General features: G+C 32.9%; 20 protein-coding genes. 10 read left to right on the top strand and 10 right to left on the bottom strand.

The features are described from left to right. The first annotated feature begins 37 nt into the window (after nucleotides 1-37). The 6 genes from EV195_RS07760 (at nucleotide 38) to EV195_RS07735 (ending at nucleotide 5221) form a co-directional block, all read left to right on the top strand. Entirely contained in the window at nucleotides 38-1033 is a 996-nt protein-coding gene (locus EV195_RS07760) for a beta-ketoacyl-ACP synthase III (RefSeq protein WP_132794378.1), read from the top strand. 23 nt (nucleotides 1034-1056) lie between these two features. After that, entirely contained in the window at nucleotides 1057-1548 is a 492-nt protein-coding gene (gene accB / locus EV195_RS07755; protein WP_132794377.1) for an acetyl-CoA carboxylase biotin carboxyl carrier protein, read from the top strand. A 47-nt stretch (nucleotides 1549-1595) separates the two neighbouring features. Continuing rightward, entirely contained in the window at nucleotides 1596-2933 is a 1338-nt protein-coding gene (accC, locus tag EV195_RS07750; RefSeq protein ID WP_132794376.1) for an acetyl-CoA carboxylase biotin carboxylase subunit, read from the top strand. 71 nt (nucleotides 2934-3004) lie between these two features. After that, a complete protein-coding gene (locus EV195_RS07745; RefSeq protein ID WP_132794375.1) occupies nucleotides 3005-4246 on the top strand; it encodes a 3-deoxy-D-manno-octulosonic acid transferase in 1242 nt (413 codons plus the stop codon). Then, nucleotides 4246-4806 (top strand): YeeE/YedE family protein, encoded by a 561-nt coding sequence (locus tag EV195_RS07740; protein WP_132794374.1) that lies wholly within the window; start codon nucleotides 4246-4248, stop codon nucleotides 4804-4806. The genes EV195_RS07745 and EV195_RS07740 overlap by 1 nt, the downstream gene beginning before the upstream one ends. 1 nt (nucleotide 4807) lies before the next feature. Beyond that, a complete protein-coding gene (locus tag EV195_RS07735) occupies nucleotides 4808-5221 on the top strand; it encodes a DUF6691 family protein (RefSeq protein ID WP_132794373.1) in 414 nt (137 codons plus the stop codon). Here EV195_RS07735 and EV195_RS07730 read toward each other — a convergent pair. From EV195_RS07730 to EV195_RS07715, 4 genes are all read right to left on the bottom strand, one after another. Further along, nucleotides 5218-5823, bottom strand: coding sequence for a DUF4230 domain-containing protein (locus tag EV195_RS07730; protein WP_132794372.1), 606 nt, complete (start codon nucleotides 5821-5823; stop codon nucleotides 5218-5220). The genes EV195_RS07735 and EV195_RS07730 overlap by 4 nt on opposite strands. Nucleotides 5824-5866: 43 nt before the next feature. Beyond that, nucleotides 5867-6451: a lipoprotein signal peptidase gene (locus EV195_RS07725; RefSeq protein WP_132794371.1), complete on the bottom strand. Its 585-nt coding sequence runs from the start codon at nucleotides 6449-6451 to the stop codon at nucleotides 5867-5869. A 155-nt stretch (nucleotides 6452-6606) separates the two neighbouring features. Then, entirely contained in the window at nucleotides 6607-7323 is a 717-nt protein-coding gene (locus tag EV195_RS07720) for a LytR/AlgR family response regulator transcription factor (RefSeq protein WP_132794370.1), read from the bottom strand. A gap of 1 nt (nucleotide 7324) precedes the next feature. Further along, nucleotides 7325-8302: a sensor histidine kinase gene (locus EV195_RS07715; protein WP_132794369.1), complete on the bottom strand. Its 978-nt coding sequence runs from the start codon at nucleotides 8300-8302 to the stop codon at nucleotides 7325-7327. 219 nt (nucleotides 8303-8521) lie between these two features. Between EV195_RS07715 and EV195_RS07710 the strand changes: the two genes are divergently transcribed. From EV195_RS07710 to EV195_RS07700, 4 genes are read left to right on the top strand one after another with little or no spacing between them, the layout of a single operon-like run. Then, on the top strand, nucleotides 8522-9826 hold the full coding sequence (locus EV195_RS07710; protein ID WP_132794368.1) for a serine hydrolase domain-containing protein: 1305 nt from the start codon (nucleotides 8522-8524) through the stop codon (nucleotides 9824-9826). Nucleotides 9827-9832: 6 nt separating this feature from the next. Continuing rightward, nucleotides 9833-10696, top strand: coding sequence for an ABC transporter ATP-binding protein (locus EV195_RS07705; RefSeq protein WP_132794367.1), 864 nt, complete (start codon nucleotides 9833-9835; stop codon nucleotides 10694-10696). A gap of 2 nt (nucleotides 10697-10698) precedes the next feature. Continuing rightward, complete coding sequence (locus tag EV195_RS16895) at nucleotides 10699-10821, top strand: hypothetical protein (protein ID WP_262708529.1); 123 nt, start codon at nucleotides 10699-10701, stop codon at nucleotides 10819-10821. A gap of 11 nt (nucleotides 10822-10832) precedes the next feature. Beyond that, entirely contained in the window at nucleotides 10833-12380 is a 1548-nt protein-coding gene (locus EV195_RS07700; protein ID WP_243693092.1) for an ABC transporter permease, read from the top strand. 90 nt (nucleotides 12381-12470) lie between these two features. Here the strand turns inward: EV195_RS07700 and EV195_RS07695 are convergent, their stop codons facing one another. The 6 genes from EV195_RS07695 to EV195_RS07670 form a co-directional block, all read right to left on the bottom strand. Beyond that, complete coding sequence (locus EV195_RS07695; protein ID WP_132794365.1) at nucleotides 12471-14366, bottom strand: M61 family metallopeptidase; 1896 nt, start codon at nucleotides 14364-14366, stop codon at nucleotides 12471-12473. A 181-nt stretch (nucleotides 14367-14547) separates the two neighbouring features. Next, on the bottom strand, nucleotides 14548-14928 hold the full coding sequence (locus EV195_RS07690) for a TraR/DksA family transcriptional regulator (protein WP_132794364.1): 381 nt from the start codon (nucleotides 14926-14928) through the stop codon (nucleotides 14548-14550). 4 nt (nucleotides 14929-14932) lie between these two features. Further along, nucleotides 14933-18340, bottom strand: a complete 3408-nt coding sequence (gene ileS, locus EV195_RS07685) for an isoleucine--tRNA ligase (RefSeq protein ID WP_132794363.1) — start codon at nucleotides 18338-18340, stop codon at nucleotides 14933-14935. 119 nt (nucleotides 18341-18459) lie between these two features. Further along, nucleotides 18460-20601, bottom strand: a complete 2142-nt coding sequence (locus EV195_RS07680; RefSeq protein ID WP_132794362.1) for an OmpA family protein — start codon at nucleotides 20599-20601, stop codon at nucleotides 18460-18462. 18 nt (nucleotides 20602-20619) lie between these two features. Continuing rightward, nucleotides 20620-21558, bottom strand: a complete 939-nt coding sequence (locus EV195_RS07675) for a PorP/SprF family type IX secretion system membrane protein (RefSeq protein ID WP_262708528.1) — start codon at nucleotides 21556-21558, stop codon at nucleotides 20620-20622. A gap of 26 nt (nucleotides 21559-21584) precedes the next feature. Beyond that, nucleotides 21585-26408: Ig-like domain-containing protein (locus tag EV195_RS07670; RefSeq protein WP_132794360.1), on the bottom strand; the 4824-nt coding region annotated here is incomplete at its 5' end.

Genomic DNA, 26408 nt, shown 5'->3' with positions numbered 1-26408 from the left:
CTACTTTTGGAAACTGAATTTACCATCCGTAAAAGATATGAACAAAACAACTGCAGCAATTACAGCAGTAGGAAAGTACGTCCCTGATTATATTCTAACCAATAAAGAGTTAGAAACTATGGTGGATACTAACGATGAATGGATCACTTCTCGAACTGGAATAAAAGAACGAAGAATTTTAAAGGAAGAAGGAGAAGGAACTTCATACATGGCTATCAAAGCTGCCGAAAATCTTATTGAAAAAAACAATATCAATCCTGAAGAAATAGACCTTGTAATTGTAGCTACTGCTACTCCAGATATGCCTGTTGCTTCTACTGCGGTATATACAGCAAGTAAAATTGGAGCGGTAAACGCATTTGCGTACGATTTACAAGCTGCTTGTTCTAGTTTCTTATACGGAATGTCTGTTGCTTCGAGTTATATTGAATCTGGAAGATATAAAAAAGTGTTATTAATTGGAGCCGATAAAATGTCTTCAATTATTGATTATACCGATAGAGCTACATGTATAATTTTTGGGGATGGTGCAGGCGCTGTTTTATTTGAACCAAACGAAGAAGGTCTTGGTCTTCAAGACGAATATTTAAGAAGTGATGGTATTGGTAGAGAGTTTCTTAAAATTGATGCAGGTGGATCTATTTTACCTCCAACAGAAGAAACAGTGAAAAACGGACAACACTTTGTACATCAAGAAGGTAGAACAGTATTTAAATTTGCTGTTTCCAATATGGCTGATGTATCTGAAAAAATATTAGAAAGAAATAATTTAACCAAAGACACTGTTAATTGGTTAGTACCACATCAAGCGAATAAAAGAATTATTGAAGCTACAGCCAACAGAATTGGTTTAGATGATGATAAGGTGATGATGAACATCAGTAGATATGGAAATACCACATCGGCAACATTACCACTTTTGTTAGCAGATTATGAAAAAGAACTGAAAAAAGGAGATAATTTAATTTTTGCAGCCTTTGGTGGAGGATTCACATGGGGATCTATCTATCTTAAATGGGCATATAGTAAATAGACAATCAACTAAAATTATAAACAATGGACATTAAAGAAATCCAAAATCTTATTAAGTTCGTAGCTAAGTCTGGTGCCAGTGAGGTAAAATTAGAAATGGATGATGTTAAGATAACTATCAAAACTGGATCTGAGTTTTCAGAGACAAAAATCATTCAAGCTGCAATGCCTACTGCACCACAAATGATGGCTGCACCAGTAGCTGCCGCTCCTCAACCAGTAGCAAGTGAAATTGCTGCTCCAGTTGCTCCATCAGCTACTGAAGACGATTCAAAATATGTTACTATTAAATCTCCAATTATCGGAACCTTATATCGTAAACCTTCTCCGGACAAACCTGTTTTTGTAGAAGTTGGTTCTGAAATTAAAGCTGGAGATACAGTATGTATTATTGAGGCTATGAAACTATTTAATGAAATCGAATCTGAGGTTTCTGGAAAAATAGTTAAAGTTTTAGTAGATGATTCTTCACCTGTTGAATTTGATCAACCTTTATTCTTAGTTGATCCATCTTAATTTAAGTCTTATAACTCAATCGATTGAGTTACAAAAACTGATCAATTATGTTTAAAAAAATATTAATTGCCAATAGAGGTGAAATTGCACTTCGTGTAATTCGTACCTGTAAAGAAATGGGCATCAAAACCGTTGCAGTATACTCTAAAGCAGATGCTGAAAGTTTACATGTTAGGTTTGCTGATGAAGCTGTATGTATTGGTCCTGCTCCAAGTAGTGAGTCTTACTTGAAAATGGATAGAATTATTGCAGCTGCTGAAATAACAAATGCTGATGCTATTCACCCAGGATATGGTTTCCTTTCTGAAAATGCTAAATTCTCAAAATTATGTGAGGAGCACGATATTAAATTTATCGGAGCAAGTGAAGAAATGATTTCTAAAATGGGAGATAAAGCAACAGCAAAAGCAACAATGATTGCTGCTGGTGTACCATGTATTCCAGGATCTGAAGGAATCTTAGATTCTTACGAACAAGCTGAAAAAATAGCTGTAGACATGGGATTCCCAGTAATGTTGAAAGCTACTGCCGGTGGTGGTGGTAAAGGAATGCGTGCTGTTTGGAAAAAGGAAGATTTAAAACCAGCATGGGATTCTGCACGAATGGAAGCAAAAGCTTCTTTTGGAAATGATGGAATGTACATGGAAAAACTAATTGAAGAACCAAGACATATTGAAATTCAAATTGTTGGTGATTCTTATGGTAAAGCATGTCACCTTTCGGAAAGAGATTGCTCTGTGCAACGTCGTCACCAAAAATTAACGGAAGAAACTCCTTCGCCTTTCATGACTGATGAGTTAAGAAATGCTATGGGAGAAGCTGCAGTAAAAGCTGCTGAATATATTAAGTACGAAGGTGCTGGAACGGTAGAGTTTTTAGTTGATAAACACCGTAACTTCTACTTTATGGAAATGAATACTCGTATCCAAGTAGAGCACCCAATTACTGAAGAAGTAGTTGATTACGATTTAATTCGTGAGCAAATTTTAGTTGCTGCGGGTGTGCCAATTTCTGGTAAAAACTATACACCTCAATTACACTCAATTGAATGTAGAATTAATGCTGAGGATCCTCACATGAACTTTAGACCTTCTCCTGGTAAGATTACTTCTTATCATGAGCCTGGTGGTCATGGAGTTCGTATCGATACACATGCATATGCTGGATATACAATTCCACCAAACTACGATTCTATGATTGCTAAATTAATTGTTACTGCACAAACACGTGAAGAAGCAATTAACAAAATGAAACGTGCTTTAGACGAGTATATTATCGAAGGAATTAAAACAACTATTCCTTTCCACAGACAATTAATGGATCATCCTGATTATGTAGCTGGGAATTACACTACTAAATTCATGGAAGATTTCGAGATAAAGTAATAATACTTATCTAATTATATAAATTAAATCAGTGGCTAGTCCACTGATTTTTTTATTTATAATTTTGCCCCATGATTTTCATCTATAATTTCATAATTCATATCGTTTATTTTGTCATTAAAATAATAGCAAAGTTCAATCCTAAATTGAAGTTGTTTATTGATGGACGAAAAGAAACATTTAATGCTTTAAAAGCCCTAAGAAAAGAATACAAGGTATTTTGGATTCATGCTGCTTCTTTAGGTGAATTTGAACAAGGGCGACCAATTATAGAAGAGTTTAAGAAGATGTACCCTAACTATAAAATACTTGTTACCTTCTTCTCTCCTTCTGGTTATGAAATAAGAAAGAATTACGATTTAGCAGATGTAGTTTGTTATTTACCTTTTGATACTTCTAAAAATGTGAAGCGTTTTATCAAGCTAGCTCATCCAGATATAGCCATTATTGTGAAATACGAATTTTGGCCAAACTTGTTAAATCAACTTCACAGAACAAAAACGAAAACAATATTAGTATCTGGTATTTTTAGAGAAAATCAAGTCTTTTTTAGATCGTATGGAAAATGGATGCGTAGTTTCTTATCTAGTTTTAATCATTTTTTTGTGCAAAATGAAACTTCAAAATCACTACTAAATCAATTTAATTTTAATAATGTAACCGTTTCAGGAGATACTAGATTTGATAGAGTTTATAAAATACTACATCAAGATAACACAGTTGATTTTATTGAAGATTTTAAAGATAATACTTATACAATTGTTGCAGGAAGTACCTGGAAAGAAGACGAAGAATTGTTAGTTAATTATATAAATCAATTAGCATCAGAGGAAGAAAAATTCATTATTGCTCCACACAAAATAACTGATGAAACGATTGATGCGTTACGAAAGTCTATTCTTAAAAAAACGATTTTATACTCAGAAAGAAACAATGTAAACCTAAAACAGTACCAAGTATTTATTGTTGATACTATAGGTTTACTCACTAAAATATATTCTTACGCAAACGTCGCTTATGTTGGTGGAGGATTAGCTACTGGTTTACATAATATTTTAGAACCTGCTACTTTTGGTGTCCCTGTTATATTTGGCGGAAATAAATATCAAAAATTTAATGAAGCAGTTGAACTTATTGAACATGGAGGAGCGAAAACTATTTTAGATCAACTTGATTTAAATACTCTTTTAGTAGACCTAAAAAATAATGAGCTACTAAGAGGTGAAATGGGAACAACAAGTAAAACATTTATTAGTAATAATGTTGGTGCAACACCGACTATAATGGCATATATAAAAGAACAACTTCAATAATGGATATACTTTTACAACCTTGGCCTTGGTATGTATCTGGACCTTTAATTTCGGTAATACTTTTCTTGTTTTTCTACTACGGAAAACATTTTGGTGTTTCTAGTAATTTAGAAACCTTATGTACCATAGCTGGTGCAGATAAGTTTTCAGATTACTTTAAAAAAAATTGGAGAAAACGTGATTGGGCTTTGTTTTTTTTAACTGGATTAATTATTGGAGGTTTTATTAGTAATACATTTTTAACTCCTTACGGTATTGACACTATAAACCCAAAAACTATAGAAGATTTACAAGCACTAGGATTTGAATATCAAAAAAACACCTATGTACCAGAAGAGTTATTTAGCCTAGATACTATCTTATCTGTAAAAGGTTTTTTATTACTTATTGTGGCTGGAATTTTAATTGGATTTGGTACTCGTTATGCAGATGGATGTACATCTGGTCATGCAATTACTGGTTTGAGTAATTTACAATTACCTTCTTTAGTTGCTGTAATCGGTTTTTTTATTGGTGGTTTAATAATGATTTGGTTGATATTCCCTTTACTATTTAGTTAATATGAAGTACGTACGATTTTTACTTATCGGAATTTTATTTGGTATCATACTGTCTAAGTCTGAAGCAATTTCTTGGTATCGCATTTATGAAATGTTTAAATTTCAATCATTTCATATGTATGGAATTATTGGTTCTGCGGTATTCTTCTCAATGATTTTTACGTTTCTCTTTAAACGCGGATTTATCAAAAATTACAAAGGAAAACCTATAAAACTTAAAACTCGCAAAAAAGAATATATCAGAACTTTAGTCGGAGGAACCATCTTTGGTTTAGGATGGGCTTTAGCAGGGTCGTGTCCTGCCCCAATTTTTATATTAATTGGAAATGGTGTATTCTCGATACTTATCTTATTGTTTGGCGCTTTAATTGGTGCTTTTCTTTATGGTCTGTTGAGTAAAAAACTACCACATTAATCCTTAAAAAAATTTATTTCAATTAAATGTTGTTCGGTATTATCTACCACCTTCCAATTATAAATTTTAGATAATTGGTATATTTTAGATAATTCTTCAAATAAGCGTGTTTTAGCCTCTTTTTTTTGGTTAGTTAACTCTATGGTTTCTTTTATTCTTTCAATGGCTTTAGCGTTAACTGTATTCAGTTCTTCTTTAGAAAAAGTATTAAATTGACTCTGCTTTAAATCGAAGTACTTAACATCAGGTGAAATTATAACTTCTTCCTCAGGTACTTTATTGATAATGATTTCTCTATTCAAACTATCTATTTGAATATCTAATTTAGATAAATCATACCCCACCTCTACTTTTGCATTAACAGATACAATTGCCTTTTTTTGAAATTGTAAATAATCAAAGAAATATTTTCGAGTATCTGAAAAACTATACATTTCAGAATAATTTCCTTGTGAAACTACCAACTTGCTTAAGTTTTTGATTTCATTTACCATTACCTTAACTTCTTCTGTTTGGTATTTAGGTTGTTGCCTATCGCACCAAAACTTAGCAATTAAAAAACCTAACAAAAAAACAGCAAGATATTTTATAAATCGTATCATCTTTTTGTTTGAAAGGTACTAAAAAAATAGTTTGAAGAATATGTTACGCTTCCTGTTTCTTAGGAAAAGCTTGTTTGTGAAAAATGAATAAAAGTGCAACTCCAATGCTTATCCAACTATCGGCGCCATTAAAAATAGCATTGAAAAAAGTAAAACTCTCTCCTTGATAAATTGGAAAATACAGCATGTCTACAACTTTTCCGAAGAAAAACTTCCCATAAGGCTCATCAGAAAACAAAGTAGCTACTTCTCTACCCCCAGGTGTATTAAAAATAACTCCATAAAAAACAGAATCTATAATATTTCCGATAGCACCCGCTAATATTAAAGAAATTGCAATAACTACTCCGTTATGAATTTTATTTTTTACTGTTTGTGCCAACCAATACACAATACCTGATACAGCAACTAACCTAAATAACGTTAAAAACAGCTTTCCTGCTTTACCTCCAAACTCAAATCCCCATGCCATTCCGTTGTTTTCAGTGAAGTGAATACGAAACCAATCCATGCCTAATACTTTAATCTCTTCTCCTAAATAAAAATGAGTCTTAATGTATATTTTACTAATTTGGTCTATTAAAATGGCTAGTATAACGGTAAGAATTGCAATATTTTTCTTTGACATTTATTTGATTTAAAAGCAACAAAAATAAGAATATTCTATCGAATTAGAAATGCTTTGAAATTACTAATGAAAAATTATCTTTTTAGACCGAATATTTTTTGACAAGATAGTTTATAAAATCCTAATTTAATCTTTTAATATCTTTATTCTATTTCCTATTCTTCTATTTGTTTTATCAATTCTTTACGATAAGATTTCCCTACTGGTAATGTTAACTCATTACTTAACTTTACTTGATTTCCATCTATAAGTTTTAGATGATTAAAATTAATGACAAATGATTTATGTATTCTTAAAAAGTTCTTTGGAAGTTTTGTGAGAAACTCGGTTAGTGTTTGAGGTGTTAAAATCATGGTGTCTGTATAAATTTTTATATAGTTTCCATAAGCCTCTACATAGCAGATTTCATCAAAATTCAACTTAATAATTTTCTTATCGCTCTTTATGAATAATGAATTAATTTCATTTTCTTTATTTACAATTATTGGTTGTGTATTGCTAACTGAAGTTCTCTTTAGTTTCTGTTGAACTTTAATTATTGCTTGTAAAAACCTCTCTAACGAAAATGGTTTCAATAAGTAATCTGTCACTGCAAGTTCAAAACCTTCTATAGCATATTCCGTATAAGCAGTTGTAATAATAACTTCTGGTTTTTTAGTCAGTGATTTTAACAAACTTATTCCAGAAAACTTTGGCATGTTAATATCCAAGAATAATAAATCTATTTGCTCATTCTGCAACACTTCCATAACTTCAAAAGCATTTTTGCAAGTAGTTACTACTTCTAAATACGAAATATGTTTAATATAATTCTCTATAATTTGACGTGCAATTGGCTCATCATCTGCTATTAAACATCTTATCTTTTCCATTTTATATCGAAAGTTTTAAATCAACTGAAAAAACATCATTTGTTTTTTTTATTTTTAAACTATGTGCCTCTGGATAAATTAAAGCTAATCTTTTTTTTACATTTACTAATCCTATTCCACTTTTTCCTTTTTCCATATTTTCCTCCTTATTATTGTAAGTGTCAAAAGAATTTTCACATTTAAATACTAACGTGTTTTCGGTAGTCTTAATATCTATATTCACTGTACTTTTTTCTCCTTTGGTAGGTCCCAAATGTTTGAATGCATTTTCAACAAAAACAATTAACAGCATTGGTGCTAATTCCTTATCATTTAATTCTCCAGAAATTGAAAATGAAATATCTGCTTGCTCTTCCAATCTCAATTTTTCTAAAGAAATATAATTTTCTAAATAACTTATTTCCTTTTTTAAAGAAACAAAGGATTCTCTAGTCTCATAAAGACTATAACGCAATAAATCAGATAATTTTAGCATCAGATTTGGTAATTTATCCGATTTAATTACTGATAAACCATACAAGTTATTCAAGGTATTAAATAAAAAATGAGGATTTAATTGTCCTTTCAATAATTTCAATTCGGCTTCTTTTACCTCTTGCCTGCGTTTAAAACTATCTCTTGCAATACGAATAGTCATTCCAAAAATCATTGCCAATAATATAAACCCAAAAAGGTTCAAAAACATTTTTAAATCTAACGGTTGATTTATTGCTTTACTAATAGCATAAACTGGTATTAAAGTAAATAGTGTTCCACTTAATAAAAAAAGTATGAAAAATAAAGTTTTACTTTTTTGAAAAAAAGGAAGAATAAAATAATTAGTAATATAAATAGACGGTAGTAAAAATAAAGTTACGTAAAGAGCTGTTTGAATTCTATTTTCTGATTGAATTCCACCAATTAAAATGATAAACAGAATTAACCATACAAATATGTTTTGTAACAACCTATTATCTATCAAGGCATCTAATTTAGACATTCTCATTTATTTAAAATAGTTACTACAAACTTACCTATTACACTTAAAAAATACATTTTTTAATGATGAAAGATATTCTTTTCTATCTGAATCTACTTATTACAATGATTATCGTACTAACTCCATAAAATCATTTTTACAAATACGTTCATCATTCTTCTTTTTTAAACCTGAGTTTTTGATTGACTTTTGAAGTGTTCATTTAAAAATCAAACAATTATGAAATATATTAAATCAATATTATTTTTTATTTTCTTAGGAATTAGCCTTATAGGTTATACACAAAATTTACAATCGCAACTAGAAAAATACAATCCTTATCTTGAAGAATTAAATCAAGGTATTGCTATTTTGGTTCAACAAAATGGTAAAGCAACTGTTGCTAATATTGGCAAATACAATTTTAATGAGCATACTGTTTTTAATATAGGAAGTGCTACCAAAAAAATGACTGCTATTTTAATACTTCAAGAAGTTGAAAATGGAACTTTAAAACTATCTGATTCTATTGGCACTTATCTACAGGATATAAAAAATGTTGATGCAAGTTTAACTATTAAATCATTACTAAGCCATAGAAGTGGTTTAGGAGAAATTGTTGGTGGAAATTTCGAAAAGGAGTTTTACAATAAAAATGATAGTTTCTACAATTCAGATTTTTTAAATAAGATTCCAGAGAACAATCCAAAAAAAAATGGGAAGTTTAGTTACTGTAATACAAACTATATTTTATTAGGGCATATCTTAGAAAAGGTGAACGATAAAAGTTTTTTCGATTTACTACAGGAGAGAATATTTACACCTTGTGATATGACCACTTCTTATCCGTATGTTTCAAAGAAACTTAAAAATCTTGCAACTCCTATACATAAACAACAAGATGTGTCGTCTTATTTAGATTATCGTTTTTTTGCTAAATACGCATATGCTGCAGGTAGTGTTGCTTCTACTTTAAACGATATTACAAAATTTTATAATCATTTATTTCAGCATAAAACATTGCTTTCAAAAGAATCTTTAGAACTATTCACTTCCTTTGATGATGCCGATTATGGTTTAGGAATCATGAAGTTTAATAACGGTTATATAGGTCATGGCGGAAATAATATTGGATATTCTTTTAGAGAATACTACAACCCAGAAAATCAGAATTTAATATTAGTGTTTAGTAACGCTCGTTTTATTCCTTTTAATAAAATGCTTAAAGAAGAACTTTTCAACTTTATAAATGGAGAAACAACCAATATAACCTTCAATAATAATATAACTTCTGATTTTAAAGCTGTAATAGGAAAATATCTATTTGATTCACATGGAATGAAAATAAATATGGAAATTTTAGAGAAAAACAATCATTTATATTTTTCTGCTCAAGGTGCTGAAGTCATTTTAATAAGTAAAGAAGTCGGCAAATTATACAATGGTGGTTTTGGTGTAGAGTTAGAAGTAAATCATGAAAAACCAAACGAGTTAATATTTAGACAAAATGGATTAGAAACTACTATTAAACGTATAAAATCTTAAAAAATCATGAAACTTGAAATACAAAATGTATCTAAAAGATACTCTGGAAATAAATATGGTTTAGAGGGTTTTTCAATAAACATTGAAAAAGGAATTTTAGGATTATTAGGGCCAAATGGAGCGGGAAAATCTACTTTATTAAAGATGATTGCAACTGTAAGTAAACCAAGTAATGGACAAATTATTTTAAATAAAAACAACGTAATAAAAGATCCTAATTACATGCGTAAACAGATTGGTTTTTTACCTCAGGATTTTGGAGTATATCCCAACTTAAATGCCTTTGAATTTTTAAAGTATATGGCGGCAATGAAAGGAGTTGGTGGTAAGCATTTAAATTCTAAAATAACAGAGCTTTTAGAAGGTTTAAATTTAATGGATACAGCTCATAAACCCATTGGTAGTTATTCTGGAGGTATGAAACAACGTATAGGAATTGCTCAAGCTTTATTGAATGATCCAAAAGTTTTAATTTTTGACGAACCTACCGTTGGTTTAGATCCAGAAGAACGTATGAGATTCCGAGATCTTATTCATCAATTAGCTAATGATGCTATTGTTATACTGTCTTCGCATATTGTTTCAGATATAGATACTGTGGCTGATAAAGTTGCCATTATGAAAAATGGAAATTTACTTGCTTATGGAGATCAAGAAGAATTAATTAATAACGTAAAAGGGAAAGTTTTTGAAACTACAATTGATAAAAACACTTTAAATGAATTTAAGCAAAATCATTTAGTAGTACACTCTTTAATAAAAGGCAATTCAGCTATTGTCAGATTTATTAGTCAACAACAACCAGATGGAGCTTTAGCACAACAACCAACTTTAGAAGACGCATATTTATACACCACTAAAACATCTTAATCATGAAAACATCGAACAAAAAAACCTTACAGATTATACTTTTTTTAATCATTGCGATTTCACTATTAACGGCTTTAATTATTTCTTCAGACACTATTCACTTTGGAGTATATGACGCGCACTAAATCTTATCACTATGTATATTTTTCCTTTAATAAAATATAGCTATTTACAACGTGTTCGTAATTATAATTTCTTAATTACACTTTGTGCAAGTTTAGCAGTAGCTTATACATTTGTTCCAGCACCAGATGCTAATTATTCAACAATAAGAATTGTAGATTATGTTGGCCATTATAATTCTGCTTGGTTTGGATACGTTTCAGCAATTATGAGCAGTTTATTTTTATCATTAGTTGGTTTTTATCTTATTAATGGTGGAATTAAAATCGACATACAAACTAAGGTTGGACAAATTATTGCCACTACAAAAGTGAACAATAGTACGTATCTATTTTCAAAAGTTATAAGTGGATTTTTGATATTATTAACTATTCTTGGTATAGTACTTATTATGAATATCGCTTTATTTCATTTGTACAATGAGAACTTTCCTTTTGAAATTTTTCAGTTTATAAAACCCTATTTAATAATTACCATTCCAACATTGTTTTGTATTGCTGTTTTAGCGGTTGCTTTTGAAGTTTTTTTTAGAAAGTATATCATACTTCAAAATATTGGGTTTTTCTTCTTATTCTCTTTTTTAATGTTGTCATCAAGAACTCGTGAAGATTATTTTTCATTTGATATGCTCGGTACTCAAATAGTAATGAATAAAATGGAAAATCAGGTTAGAGAATTGACTCAAGGAGATCGCATCAAAGAATTATCCATAGGATATGTAATTGGGAATAAAAATGCTACGAAAAAGTTTCATTTTAATGGAATGGAATTTCCATACTCATTTGTAATTAGTAGAATACTATGGGTAACTTTAGGAGCATTACTCATTTTTCTTATTACAGGTTTCTTTCACAGGTTTTCCCTTAACGAGAAATCTGTTCAAAAAACACCAAAAATTGCAATTAAAACAGGAATAACAAATAAGGAAATTTATATCTCAGGATTGTCCAAACTAACTACGAATTTCTCTATTCTACCATTACTTAAAACCGAATTATTATTACTGATAAGAAAAGGGGAAAAATGGTTTTGGTTTATAAACACAATAGGAATGTTACTTTTAGCAATATTACCTTTAGAAATTGCACATCAATTTGTGTTACCAATTCTTTGGTTTTCACAAGTAAGCAGAATATCAGAGTTAACTACAAAAGAATTTACTAACAAAGTACACTATTTTGCTTTTGCTTCTTTTAAACCTTTACATAGGTTGTTAATTTCTCAACTTTTGGCGAGTAGTATATTGCTTATTTTCTTAGCTATTCCTTTATTGGCAAGATTAATCTTAGTATCGAATTTTATAGCATTAAGTTCAATAATTCTTGGAGGAATTTTTCTAGTCTTTTTAGCAGCTGCTTTCGGAATAATAACAAAAGGGAAAAAGTTATTTGAAATTGTATTTTTTATGATCACGTATATTAATATTAATAAAATTCCTTTTATGGATTATTTCGGAGCTTTAAGTCAAAACAACTTTTTACCAATTAAATTAACAATCTGTATTCTTACACTTGGTTCAGTTGTTTTTTGCATTCGTAATTATCAACTAAAAACATCTTAATGTTTTAACCGTATTCGTTTTAATAAAAAATGAGACTAATAAATTAGTCTCATTTTTTATTGATTTTATATGTTTTAACTAAAAAACAGTTTATCCTTTTAACCAAGCCTTTAATAACTCTTTTTGTTGTTGAGTTGCATCAGCTTTTGGTTGTAACGCTTTTCCTATGGTATAAGCTTGTGTTAAGGTATTTTTAATGATGATTTCTTTACCATCTCGCTCTAACTTAACTTCAACATTTTCTCCTGGTTGCCATCTAAAAACTCCTTGAAAAACCGTATTCGCATTTTGAGGTGATAATTTTACTCCATTAATCTCTTTGATAATATCGTTAGGTAAAACTCCACTTTCTGTCCAATAACTATTCAATTTAACAACTTCGTTGAAGATAATGTTTCCAGTATTTACATCTGGACTTACAATAAACACTCCATTACCTTGAATATAATTCGTTTTTACTTTATCTTCAGAAATAGCCATTCCAACTTTTTCAAAGAAGGTATTATAATCTATTGGAGTACCTCCTACTACGTGAGTATTTAAAAATTCACCAACAGAAGGATACGTCATTTTAGTAATTTCAGCAATTAATGCATCATCTGAGAATGGCTTGTTTTTACCATACTTATTTGATAATTCTTTCATTAAAGTTAAAATACCTCTTTGACCATTACTTTCTTCACGCATTAAAATATCAATACACATTCCTATTAATGCTCCTTTTTGATAAACATTGATATATTGATCGTGGTATTCTTTTTCTAAAATGTTTTCACTCATTTTAGTAAAACTCATCGAATCATTCATTCTTGCAGCACTATTTATCTTTTCCATTATTTTAGTGAAAAACTCTTCTTGACTTACTAAGTCTTTGTTCACTTGAAATAAGGTTGCAAAATATTCAGTTACACCTTCGTACATCCATAAGTGCTTAGAGAATGTAGGTTGATTATAATCAAAATAATGTACATCTTCAGAATGCACACTTAAAGGTGTTACAATATGAAAAAACTCATGAGAAACTACATCAATCATAGATTCAGCTAATTGCTCGTCATTCATAAATTCTGGTAAAACAACTACTGTAGATGTATGGTGCTCTAAAGCTCCAAAACCTTTAGGTGCTGTTTCATTATTTCCAGCTAAGTATAAATAAATATCGTAACGAGGTGTACTATTGATACTTCCCAAATATGCTTTTTGAGCTTGCATCATTTTTTCCATTACTGCTTTAATCTTAGTAGCTGAGTGCTTTTTTGTTGGCGAATATACACTAAGAACAATCTTAATATCTCCTACTTTAAATTCCTCAACATCTAACTCTCCATAAAACATTGGATTATCTGTAATATCGAAATAACGTGGCGCAAAATAGCTTGACGTTATCGTTTGACCATCATCACTTGTTTTAGTAGAAAGTTCTTGTAAAGCTGAAGTTCTAAGAAATTTAGATGGCGCAACCACATCTAATTTGTATTGGTTATTTTTTAAAGAATCAAAATACCCTATAAAACCATGTAAGTTTAATACATAGTTGGTTTCTTCAATATTGGTCCCGGAAGGTGAAAAAGGTACTTCTTCAGTTCCGATTCCTCCTACTTCTTCTTGATCAAAAGTATCATTAACTAAATAAGTTACTTTATCTAAATTAACAGCATTTGAAATTTCCCAAGTATTGGTATCTACTTTAGTTACTTGCAACGGGTTTCCACTATAATCTAATGCTTGGAAATTGTCAACATATTTTCCAAAATCACTAACCGAATAAGTTCCTTGAACAACTCTTGGTAATCTATACGTTACTTTTTCTGTTCTGAAACGACCTGGATTAATAACTACTGGAACTTTATCATTTTCTACTTTCGTTAAGTCTAATTGTGTTTCAATAGGATTGGTAGTAGCAAAATCGTTGGTAACCGATTTTGTAGCATTACAGCCCACCAACAACAAACCAGCTGCAACGGCTGTTAATTTATGTATATTCATTTCTTATATAATTTAAAATATAGGTAATAAGTGAGCGAAAGTTACAAACTGTTACAATATTATAGGAATATTTAACTGTTTTTCACATTTTGAAAGGTTGTTTGATAGTATACTTCTAGAGAAAAATAGAAATACAATATCAATGAGGCATAAAAAAACTCCCAAAAGGGAGTTTTAAGATTTATTGTTTTCTTTTAGCTTCGATGCTAAGTGTAGCATGTGGAACTAATTTTAAACGTTCTTTTTGAATTAATTTACCAGTTACTCTACATACACCATAGGTTTTATTTTCGATACGAATTAATGCGTTCTTCAAATCTCTAATAAACTTCTCTTGACGAATTGCTAATTGCATATTCGCTTCTTTAGCCATGGTATCTGTTCCTTCTTCAAAAGATTTAAAAGTTGGAGAGGTATCATCTGTACCATTGTCAGATCCATTTTTATATGAAGACCTTAATAACTCGAGATCTTCTTCCGCTCTTTGCATCTTTTTAAGAATAATTTCTTTAAACTCTTGTAAATCAGAGTCTGAATACCTTACTTTAACATCTTCTGCCATACTACTAAGCTTTTTCGATTAACATTTTACTTTTTATGGTATCGAATTCAATTTCTGTACCATGATCTAACGTATCTACAAAAACCAACTCGTTGGTTAATGTTTCAGTTTTAATGTAGCTTTCGTTCGCAAGAACCGATTGTTGGAGCTCTGCAAAATTTAGGAAAGTAAGTTTGATTTTATCTGTTACTTCAAAACCTGAGTCTTTACGGGCGTTTTGAATTCTATTCACTAATTCTCTTGCGATTCCTTCTTTTCGTAAATCTTCTGTGATTGTAACATCTAAAGCCACAGTAATTCCCTCTGCATTTGCTACTAACCAACCCTCAATATCCTTCGACGAAATTTCTACATCTTCCGTTCCTAAAGTAATACTTTTTCCGCTAATTTCTATAGAAATTTCACCTTCTTTTTCTATCTGATTGATCTGCTCTTGGGTAAAAGACTGAATTTCAGAAGAAACTAATTTCATGTCTTTTCCAAATTTAGGTCCTAAGGCTTTAAAATTAGGTTTGATTTGTTTTACTAACATACCAGATGCATCGTCTAATAACTCAATTTCTTTAACGTTTACTTCTGATTTTATTAATGATGATACAGCTATAATCTCCTCTTTCTGAGTATCATCTAATACTGGTATCATAATTTTTTGTAATGGCTGACGCACCTTAATTTTTTCTTTAGCTCTTAATGATAATACTAAAGAAGAAATAGTTTGTGCATTTTCCATTTTACGCTCTAACGACTTATCTATAATAGCTGCATCATACGTTGGGAACTCTGCTAAATGAACACTTTCAAAAGCTTCTTTTTGGGTTGCTGCATTTAAATCTTTATACAAACGATCCATGAAGAATGGTGCAACTGGCGCACCTAATTTAGCAACAGTTACCATACATGTGTACAATGTTTGGTATGCAGAAATTTTATCTTGTGCATATTCACCTTTCCAGAAACGTCTTCTACATAAACGTACATACCAGTTACTTAAATGATCTTGAACAAAATCTGAGATTGCTCTTGTAGCTCTTGTTGGTTCGTAATCTGCATAAAACTTATCAACTTTATCAACCAATGTATTTAACTCAGATAAAATCCAACGATCTATTTCTGGTCGCTCATTTAATGGAATATCAGCTTCACTATAAGTAAACTCATCGATATTAGCATATAAACTAAAGAATGAATACGTGTTATATAAGGTTCCGAAGAACTTACGCTTTACTTCTTCAATCCCCTCGATATCAAACTTTAAGTTATCCCAAGGATTTGCATTAGAAATCATGTACCAACGAGTTGCATCCGGACCGTAATCTGCTAGCGTTGTAAATGGATCTACAGCATTTCCTAAACGCTTAGACATTTTTTGCCCGTTTTTATCTAATACTAAACCATTAGACACAACATTTTTATAAGCTACAGAGTCAAACACCATGGTACCAATTGCATGTAATGTATAGAACCAACCACGTGTTTGATCGACACCTTCAGCGATAAAGTTAGCTGGGTAACTTTTATGATTGTCTATTAATTCCTTATTTTCAAAAGGATAATGCCACTGAGCATACGGCATTGATCCAGAATCAAACCATACATCAATTAAATCGCTTTCACGACGCATTGGTTTTCCAGAAGAAGAAACTAATACAATTTTATCAACTACATTTTTATGAAGATCTACTTTTTCGTAGTTCTCTTCCGACATGTTTCCTACTTCAAAATCAGCAAAAATATCAGACTTAATAACTCCAGCCTCTACAGATTTTGCTATTTCAGATTTCAGCTCTTCCATAGAACCAATGCAAATTTGCTCAGTTCCATCTTCGGTTCTCCATATTGGCAATGGAATTCCCCAGAAACGTGAACGAGATAAGTTCCAATCGTTTGCATTCTTTAACCAGTTTCCAAAACGTCCTTCACCAGTTGATTTTGGCTTCCAGTTAATGGTTTCATTCAAATCGAACATTCTATCCTTGATATCAGTTACTTTAATGAACCAAGAATCTAATGGATAATATAAAATAGGCTTATCGGTACGCCAACAGTTTGGATAACTGTGCACATACTTCTCTACTTTAAAAGCCTTGTTTTCTGTTTTAAGTTTGATAGCTAATTCAACATCAACCGACTTCTCAGGAGCTTCACCATCTGTATAATATTCGTTCTTTACATACTTTCCTGCGAATTCTTTTAATTCTGGTCGGAACTTACCTTGTAAATCTACCAATGGAACAGGATTCCCGTTCTCATCTAAGACTAACATTGGTGGAACTTCTGGAGTTGCTTGTTTAGCAACCAAAGCATCGTCTGCACCAAAAGTTGGCGCGGTATGAACAATACCTGTACCATCTTCTGTGGTTACGAAATCACCAGAAATTACTCTAAATGCATTTTCTGCATTTTCATAAGGTAATACATAGTCGATTAGTTGTTCATATTTGATTCCAACTAAATCAGCTCCAATAAATTCTTTTACAATGAAATACGGAATTACTTTATCACCATCTTTATACGATAACAACTCGGATTTATCTTCTACTTGATTGAATTTTTTGCCTGCGAACTGTTTACTTACCAAGTTTTTAGCCAATACAACATTTATAGGTTGAAAAGTGTATTGATTATATGTTTCAACTAAAACATACTCGATTTTTGGACCAACAGTTAAGGCAGTATTACTTGGCAATGTCCAAGGCGTTGTTGTCCATGCTAAAAAGTGAATATCACCTTCATTTTGAAGGAAATCTGGTAAGGTTTCCTCTAAAGCTTTGAACTGAGCAACGACTGTTGTATCTGTTACATCTTGATAGGTTCCTGGTTGGTTTAACTCGTGCGAACTTAAACCTGTACCTGCTTTTGGTGAATACGGCTGGATAGTGTAACCTTTGTATAACAAATCTTTATCATAAATCTGCTTTAGTAACCACCAAACAGATTCCATGTATTTTGATTTGTATGTGATATACGGATCGTTCATATCAACCCAATATCCCATTTTGTGTGTTAAACTGTTCCAAATATCTGTGTAACGCATTACGGCTTTTTTACACGCTTCGTTATACTCTTCAACAGTAATTTTAGAACCGATATCTTCTTTTGTAATTCCTAATTCTTTTTCTACACCAAGCTCAACAGGTAAACCGTGTGTGTCCCAACCTGCTTTTCGCTTAACTTGATATCCTTTTTGCGTTTTATAACGACAAAAAATATCTTTAATAGAACGTGCCATTACGTGGTGAATTCCTGGCAATCCGTTTGCAGAAGGTGGTCCTTCAAAAAATACGAATGGCTCATTTCCTTCTCGTGTTGTTACACTTTTTTCAAAGATGTTATTTTCTTCCCAATAGTTTAAGATTTCTTCTGCTACTTTTGGTAAGTCTAATCCTTTGTATTCAGTAAAACTCTTACTCATTTTATCGTTCTATATAGTGAATTCGCGAAATTACATATTTTATTGGAATCCTTCGATTTGAGCCAACAAAAAAGTGCCTAAAGAGGCACTTTTTAGAAATTATATAATTAATTGGCTTTTTATTTTAATTTAATTTTTTGACCGACAATTATCACATCATTTTTTAAACCATTTAACTCTTTTAATTTTTCAACTGTAACACCAAATCTTTTAGCGATATTGAAAAGTGTATCTGATGAATCGGATACGATATAGTAATCGTTATTAGAAGTTGTATTATCTTCTAGTTTTTCTGCTTGATTTACAACTATATTTTTGTTTGCTGAATTAACTATGTAAAAATATGATCTTCTGTTTTTTTGATGTTCTTCTTCTGTACATTTTGTTGCACTAGTATTTCTACAATTATTCAATAACCTATCCTCTCCAAAACCTACGGCACTTTGTATTCTTTCGGAAGCAATTCCTCTTGAAATTATATAATCTCTAGTTGATTTTGCTCTTTTATCGGACAACCACCTATTGTATTCTCTAGTTCCTCTGCTATCTGTATGAGATTCGATACGAATTATCATTTCCGGATGATTTTTCATTACTGACACAATATGTTCTAACTCATACTCTGCATCTTCACGAATAGTGTATAAATCGAAGTCAAAATAAATAGGCCTAATTACAATTTGTGATTCAGAATCTTTCGCCTCTACAATTAATGATTCTAACTCTAAATCGGTTTTAATCTCTTTTTTGTCAACATCTTCGGTTACTGCATTTTTTTCATCGTTTCTGTAATCATCTTTTGAAGCTGAAACTGTAAAATTGTTTTCACATTCAATGTCCTTGAAAACATACTTACCATCTGATTGGGTAGTTTGCTCGCTAATTGGGTTTCCATTTTCATCAATTAATCGCACTACGGCACCAGAAATAGGATTCCCTGTTTTTGAATCGGTTACATAGCCTCCAATATCTTCTTTACATCTATAAATCACAAAACTATAAATATCATCATCTCCTTTTCCTCCTTTTCTATTTGATGAAAAAAAACCAAACGATTTATCTTCACTGATTACAAAACTAAAATCATCCATAGGGCCATTAATTGGACTCCCTAAATTAACAGGGTTTGTATATTCTTCATTGCTATATTTAGCCTCAAAAACATCTAAAGCGCCTAAGCCTAAATGACCATCAGAAGCAAAATATAGGGTATTGTCTATATCAATAGTAGGAAACATTTCTCTACCTTCAGTATTAATAGGTCTACCAAGATTGAAAACCTTTCCATAACTTCCATTGTCATTAATTGCTACTTTATATATATCTGTAGCACCAATACCACCAGACATGTCAGACACGAAATATAATGTTTTTTCATCTGCGCTTAACGCAGGGTGTCCACATGAATATTCGTTACTATTAAACGGTAATTCCTCTATATTATTCCAATTACCATCTGCTAAAGTTGCTTTATAAATTTTTAGATGAGTAACTCTATTCTTGTCTCCTTCTAATTTATCGCCATCGTAATTATCTCGTGTAAAATACATGGTTTTACCATCGCTTGTTAAAATAGCATTAGACTCATGATAACGTGTATTTAAAGAAGATACCCTCTCAGAATCATTGACTTGTAATCCTTTTTCTATGTCGTTACTAAAATTAGCAGGAGCTTTGTAAATGTTAAGGAAAGGTTGTTCATTCCATTTATACAATTTTTTATCAAATTTAGAGCCTTCTGGTTTAGTGGATGCAAAATAAAGTTCGTCTTTATAAATAAAACTTCCAAAATCTGAATACTTGGTATTAATGTTTAGATTTTGAATACTAACAAATGTTTTTTTCTTATTAGAATATTCAACAAAATAATTTAGATTTTTCTCTAATGCTAATGCTCTAGAATCTGCTTTATTGATATCTTTTAGTTTACGCAACCATTTATCGGATTCCTCAACTTTTCCATTACTTTTTAAAGCTTGAGCATACCTGAACATGTATTCAGAAGAAACTTCGTCTTTATATTTTTCAAACAACAAACGATACCATTTCTCTGCTTCTTTTGTATTAGCGTTGTAATAATTTGCATCTCCTAACCTACCTATTACTAACATAGATTCATCTCCTTTATCATAAATTACTTTGTAGAGTTCAGCAGACTTTTTGTAGGCAAATTCTTTAAAATAACGATCTGCCGCATATCTTCTTTGCGAAAACACTGAAAAACTAAGTATTAAAAAATAAAATAGTACTATTTTTCTCATGAAAAAAATAATTTAAATTTAGAAGAACCTTGGTGATTTTAGCACTCGTTCTCTGTATATATCCCAACGCAACATAATCTCATATGTTCCCGAATTATAATTGCTATAATTTGACGTTGTCAAATCGTAAGCAAAGCCTATGTTTAAACTTTTGGTTGCTTGAAAGCCTAATAAAGCACTAATAGAATCATCCCATCTCCAAGCCAACCCAGCCATAAATTTCTCATTAAATAAAAAATTAGCTGAAACATCAATTGATAATGGTGCTCCACTTACCACTTTAACCAATGCTGCAGGTTTAAATTTTGTGGTCTCATTTAAATCAAACACATATCCTGCAATACCAAAAAAGTGTAATCTTTCTTGAGCTAAATCTCCATCTCCAAAACTTGTAGTAGCCACAGTATCATCATAATGATCTGTTCTTAAAAAGTTTGGAATTGACGCGCCAATATACCAATTCCTCTTATAAAAATAGATACCTGCACCAATAGTTGGTAAAAATCTACTAATATTTCCTTCGAATATTCGCTCTTGTTGTCTTACGGTTCCTTTACTCCAATCAATTGCTAAATGTCTACCTCCTAACTTTAAACCGAATGCTAAATTACCTTCATTTCCAGTTCTAATAGTATAGGAAATATTAGCGTCTAAGTAAATTTCACTGGCTGGACCAATTTGATCATTAGTTAAATTAATTCCTAAACCTACTCCAGTATATCCAATAGGAGTATCATAACTTAAGGTTTGAGAATCAGGAGCTCCGTCTAGCCCAACCCATTGTGTTCTTCCTAATGCTGTTATAACAGTATGATCATTTGATCCAGCGTATGCCGGATTTACACTCATTGTATTGTACATGTACTGAGTATATTGTGGATCTTGTTGTGAGAACATTACTGTTATTGTAAAAAACAACAGTAATGTAAACAATTTACAAATCAATATTTTTTTCATAATAAACATAAACTCACCAATTTTTTTTACTTATTAATGTATAGCCATCCTGTTACAGGTTTTTCTCCATTACCAGGGTCTATGACGTAATAATACGTTCCTACAGGTAATTTTTGATCTACACTAATTGTTACTCTTCCGTTTGAAATTCCTTCAAATCTCTTCGAAGAATCTACATTACTATAGCCTTTTATTTTAAATACCGTATTACCCCATCTATTGAATATCTCCACTGTGTTATTTATATATTCAGGATTGTCTATACAAGGTATAAAAAAGAATTGGTTATCGTCATTACCGTCTCCCGGAGACATTAAATTATATGGTGACAAGCAAGTATCTGTAGATATTACATTAATAACTACTGTTGCTGTGCTACAGTTTTGCGGTACTAAGTTATCACAAATTGTATAAGTAAATGTATCTGTTCCTGTGAATCCATCATTTGGTGTATACGTAATAACATCATCACTTGGATCATTTGGTGTACCTCCATCATCAATTGTTACTGTACCATCATTTGGATCTGTAACTGTTAACGTACCATCCGTTGGAACATCATTATCATTTGCTGTTACATCTATATCAACATCTTCTCCTGAATTTGTTGTTGCTGTATCATCTACTGCATCTGGTGTAGCTATTACCGTAATAATTACTGTAGCTGTTGAACAGTTGGCAGGACTCGCGTTGTCACAAATTGTATACGTAAAGGTATCCGTTCCGTTGAAATCTGGATTTGGAACATACGTCACAATATCATCACTTGGATCATTTGGTGTACCGCCATCATCAACTGTTACCGTACCATTTGATGGGTCTGTAACTGTTAAAGTACCATCATTCGGAACATCATTATCATTAGCTGTTACATCAATATCAACCGTACCATCCTCTGCTACTGTTGCAGTGTCATCATTCGTTACTGGCACTTCATCAACTGGTGTAACTGTTACTGTTACCGTAGCCGTTGAACAGTTTGCAGGACTTGCATTGTCACAAATCGTATACGTAAAGGTATCCGTTCCATTGAAATCTGGATTAGGAACATACGTCACAATATCATCACTTGGATCATTTGGTGTACCTCCATCATCAATTGTTACCGTTCCGTTTGATGGATCCGTTACTGTTAACGTACCATCAGTTGGAACATCGTTATCATTAGCCGTAACATCAACATCAACACTTCCATCTTCATTTACCGTAGCTGTGTCGTCTACTGCATCTGGTGTCGCATCAACTGTTACCGTTACCGTAGCTGTTGAACAGTTCGCAGGGCTCGCATTGTCACAAATCGTATACGTAAAGGTATCCGTTCCATTGAAATCTGGATTCGGAACATACGTCACTACATCATCACTTGGATCATTTGGTGTACCACCATCATCAATCGTAACCGTACCATTTGATGGGTCTGTAACTGTTAAAGTACCATCATTCGGAACATCATTATCATTAGCTGTTACATCAATATCAACCGTACCATCCTCTGCTACTGTCGCGGTATCATCTACTGCATCTGGTGTAGCATCAACTGTTACCGTTACCGTAGCTGTTGAACAGTTTGCTGGAGTCTCATTATCACAAATCGTATACGTAAAGGTATCCGTTCCATTGAAATCTGGATTTGGAACATACGTCACAATATCATCACTTGGATCATTTGGTGTACCACCATCATCAATCGTAACCGTACCATTTGATGGGTCTGTAACTGTTAACGTACCATCAGTTGGAACATCATTATCATTAGCCGTAACATCAACATCAACACTTCCATCTTCATTTACCGTAGCTGTGTCGTCTACTGCATCTGGAGTTGCATCAACTGTTACCGTTACCGTAGCTGTTGAACAGTTTGCAGGAGTCGCATTGTCACAAATTGTATACGTAAAGGTATCCGTTCCATTGAAATCTGGATTTGGAACATACGTCACAATATCATCACTTGGATCATTTGGTGTACCTCCATCATCAATTGTTACCGTTCCGTTTGATGGATCCGTTACTGTTAACGTACCATCAGTTGGAACATCGTTATCATTAGCCGTAACATCAACATCAACACTTCCATCTTCATTTACCGTAGCTGTGTCGTCTACTGCATCTGGTGTCGCATCAACTGTTACCGTTACCGTAGCTGTTGAACAGTTCGCAGGGCTCGCATTGTCACAAATCGTATACGTAAAGGTATCCGTTCCATTGAAATCTGGATTCGGAACATACGTCACAATATCATCACTTGGATCATTTGGTGTACCACCATCATCAATTGTTACCGTTCCGTTTGTTGGAGTACCTACTGTTAAGGTACCATCGGTTGGAACATCATTATCATTAGCCGTAACATCAACATCAACACTTCCATCTTCATTTACCGTAGCTGTGTCATCTATTGCATCTGGAGTCGCATCAACTGTTACCGTTACCGTAGCTGTTGAACAGTTCGCAGGAGTCGCATTGTCACAAATCGTATACGTAAAGGTATCCGTTCCATTGAAATCTGGATTAGGAACATACGTCACAATATCATCACTTGGATCATTTGGTGTACCACCATCATCAATCGTAACCGTACCATTTGATGGGTCTGTAACTGTTAACGTACCATCAGTTGGAACATCATTATCATTAGCCGTAACATCAACATCAACCGTACCATCCTCTGCTACTGTCGCGGTATCATCTACTGCATCTGGTGTCGCATCAACTGTTACCGTTACCGTAGCTGTTGAACAGTTTGCAGGAGTCGCATTGTCACAAATTGTATACGTAAAGGTATCCGTTCCATTGAAATCTGGATTTGGAACATACGTCACAATATCATCACTTGGATCATTTGGTGTACCACCATCATCAATTGTTACCGTTCCGTTTGATGGATCCGTTACTGTTAACGTACCATCAGTTGGAACATCATTATCATTAGCTGTTACATCAACATCAACACTTCCATCTTCATTTACCGTAGCTGTGTCGTCTACTGCATCTGGAGTTGCATCAACTGTTACCGTTACCGTAGCTGTTGAACAGTTTGCAGGGCTCGCATTGTCACAAATTGTATACGTAAAGGTATCCGTTCCGTTGAAACCTGGATTTGGAACATACGTCACAATATCATCACTTGGATCATTTGGTGTACCACCATCATCAATCGTAACCGTACCATTTGTTGGAGTACCTACTGTTAAGGTACCATCGGTTGGAACATCATTGTCATTAGCTGTTACATCAACATCAACACTTCCATCTTCATTTACCGTAGCTGTGTCATCTACTGCATCTGGTGTCGCATCAACTGTTACCGTTACCGTAGCTGTTGAACAGTTCGCAGGAGTCCCATTATCACAAATCGTATATGTAAAGGTATCCGTTCCGTTGAAATCTGGATTTGGAACATACGTCACAATATCATCACTTGGATCATTTGGTGTACCACCATCATCAACTGTTACTGTTCCGTTTGTTGGAGTACCAACTGTTAAGGTACCATCAGTTGGAACATCATTATCATTAGCCGTAACATCAACATCAACACTTCCATCTTCATTTACCGTAGCTGTGTCGTCTACTGCATCTGGTGTCGCATCAACTGTTACCGTTACCGTAGCTGTTGAACAGTTTGCTGGACTTGCATTGTCACAAATCGTATACGTAAAGGTATCCGTTCCATTGAAACCTGGATTCGGAACATACGTCACAATATCATCACTTGGATCATTTGGTGTACCTCCATCATCAATTGTTACGGTTCCATTTGTTGGAGTACCTACTGTTAACGTACCATCAGTTGGAACATCATTGTCATTAGCCGTAACATCAACATCAACACTTCCATCTTCATTTACCGTAGCTGTGTCGTCTACTGCATCTACATTAGGTGTTACCGTGATCGTTACCGTAGCGGTATCCGTATCACCATCTGCATCAGTAATCGTATAGGTAAATGAATCCGTACCGTTAAAGTCCGCATTTGGTGTATAACTAAATACCCCGTCTGCCGTCTCTGTTACCGTACCGTTTGTTGGACCTGCTAATAAGCTGTAGTCCTCTCCATCACCACCATCACCACCAATATCATCATTAGTGCTTACCGTAATACTTACACTTCCATCCTCAGCAACTGTAGCCGTATCATCATTCGCCGTTGGCGTATCATCAACTGGAGTTACCGTGATCGTCACCGTAGCGGTATCCGTATCGCCATCTGCATCAGTAATCGTATAGGTAAATGAATCCGTTCCGTTAAAGTCCGCATTTGGTGTATAACTAAATACCCCGTCTGCCGTCTCAGTAACGCTTCCGTTTGTTGGACCTGCTAATAAGCTGTAGTCCTCTCCATCACCACCATCTCCACCAATGTCATCATTAGTGCTTACTGTAATACTTACACTACCATCCTCAGCAACTGTAGCCGTATCATCATTTGCCGTTGGCGTATCATCAACTGGAGTTACCGTGATCGTCACCGTAGCGGTATCCGTATCGCCATCTGCATCAGTGATTGTATAAGTAAATGAATCCGTACCGTTAAAGTCCGCATTTGGTGTATAACTAAATACCCCGTCTGCCGTCTCTGTAACCGTACCGTTTGTTGGACCTGCTAATAAGCTGTAGTCCTCTCCATCACCACCATCTCCACCAATATCATCATTAGTGCTTACCGTAATACTTACACTACCATCCTCAGCAACTGTAGCCGTATCATCATTCGCCGTTGGCGTATCATCAACTGGAGTTACCGTGATCGTCACCGTAGCGGTATCCGTATCACCATCTGCATCAGTAATTGTATAAGTAAATGAATCCGTACCGTTAAAGTCCGCATTTGGTGTATAACTAAATAC

Source organism: Tenacibaculum skagerrakense, assembly GCF_004345825.1.
GTDB lineage: Bacteria > Bacteroidota > Bacteroidia > Flavobacteriales > Flavobacteriaceae > Polaribacter > Polaribacter skagerrakensis.
Note: the sequence above shows the minus strand (reverse complement) of the source record. Positions and strands in the feature narration are given on the sequence as shown.

Bases quoted from the DNA above. Each gene is read 5' to 3' on its own strand.
- EV195_RS07760 (WP_132794378.1), top strand. From the start codon at position 38: ATGAACAAAACAACTGCAGCAATTACAGCAGTAGGAAAGTACGTCCCT.
- accB (WP_132794377.1), top strand. From the start codon at position 1,057: ATGGACATTAAAGAAATCCAAAATCTTATTAAGTTCGTAGCTAAGTCT.
- accC (WP_132794376.1), top strand. From the start codon at position 1,596: ATGTTTAAAAAAATATTAATTGCCAATAGAGGTGAAATTGCACTTCGT.
- EV195_RS07745 (WP_132794375.1), top strand. From the start codon at position 3,005: ATGATTTTCATCTATAATTTCATAATTCATATCGTTTATTTTGTCATT.
- EV195_RS07740 (WP_132794374.1), top strand. From the start codon at position 4,246: ATGGATATACTTTTACAACCTTGGCCTTGGTATGTATCTGGACCTTTA.
- EV195_RS07735 (WP_132794373.1), top strand. From the start codon at position 4,808: ATGAAGTACGTACGATTTTTACTTATCGGAATTTTATTTGGTATCATA.
- EV195_RS07730 (WP_132794372.1), bottom strand. From the start codon at position 5,823: ATGATACGATTTATAAAATATCTTGCTGTTTTTTTGTTAGGTTTTTTA.
- EV195_RS07725 (WP_132794371.1), bottom strand. From the start codon at position 6,451: ATGTCAAAGAAAAATATTGCAATTCTTACCGTTATACTAGCCATTTTA.
- EV195_RS07720 (WP_132794370.1), bottom strand. From the start codon at position 7,323: ATGGAAAAGATAAGATGTTTAATAGCAGATGATGAGCCAATTGCACGT.
- EV195_RS07715 (WP_132794369.1), bottom strand. From the start codon at position 8,302: ATGTCTAAATTAGATGCCTTGATAGATAATAGGTTGTTACAAAACATA.
- EV195_RS07710 (WP_132794368.1), top strand. From the start codon at position 8,522: ATGAAATATATTAAATCAATATTATTTTTTATTTTCTTAGGAATTAGC.
- EV195_RS07705 (WP_132794367.1), top strand. From the start codon at position 9,833: ATGAAACTTGAAATACAAAATGTATCTAAAAGATACTCTGGAAATAAA.
- EV195_RS16895 (WP_262708529.1), top strand. From the start codon at position 10,699: ATGAAAACATCGAACAAAAAAACCTTACAGATTATACTTTTTTTAATC.
- EV195_RS07700 (WP_243693092.1), top strand. From the start codon at position 10,833: ATGTATATTTTTCCTTTAATAAAATATAGCTATTTACAACGTGTTCGT.
- EV195_RS07695 (WP_132794365.1), bottom strand. From the start codon at position 14,366: ATGAATATACATAAATTAACAGCCGTTGCAGCTGGTTTGTTGTTGGTG.
- EV195_RS07690 (WP_132794364.1), bottom strand. From the start codon at position 14,928: ATGGCAGAAGATGTTAAAGTAAGGTATTCAGACTCTGATTTACAAGAG.
- ileS (WP_132794363.1), bottom strand. From the start codon at position 18,340: ATGAGTAAGAGTTTTACTGAATACAAAGGATTAGACTTACCAAAAGTA.
- EV195_RS07680 (WP_132794362.1), bottom strand. From the start codon at position 20,601: ATGAGAAAAATAGTACTATTTTATTTTTTAATACTTAGTTTTTCAGTG.
- EV195_RS07675 (WP_262708528.1), bottom strand. From the start codon at position 21,558: ATGAAAAAAATATTGATTTGTAAATTGTTTACATTACTGTTGTTTTTT.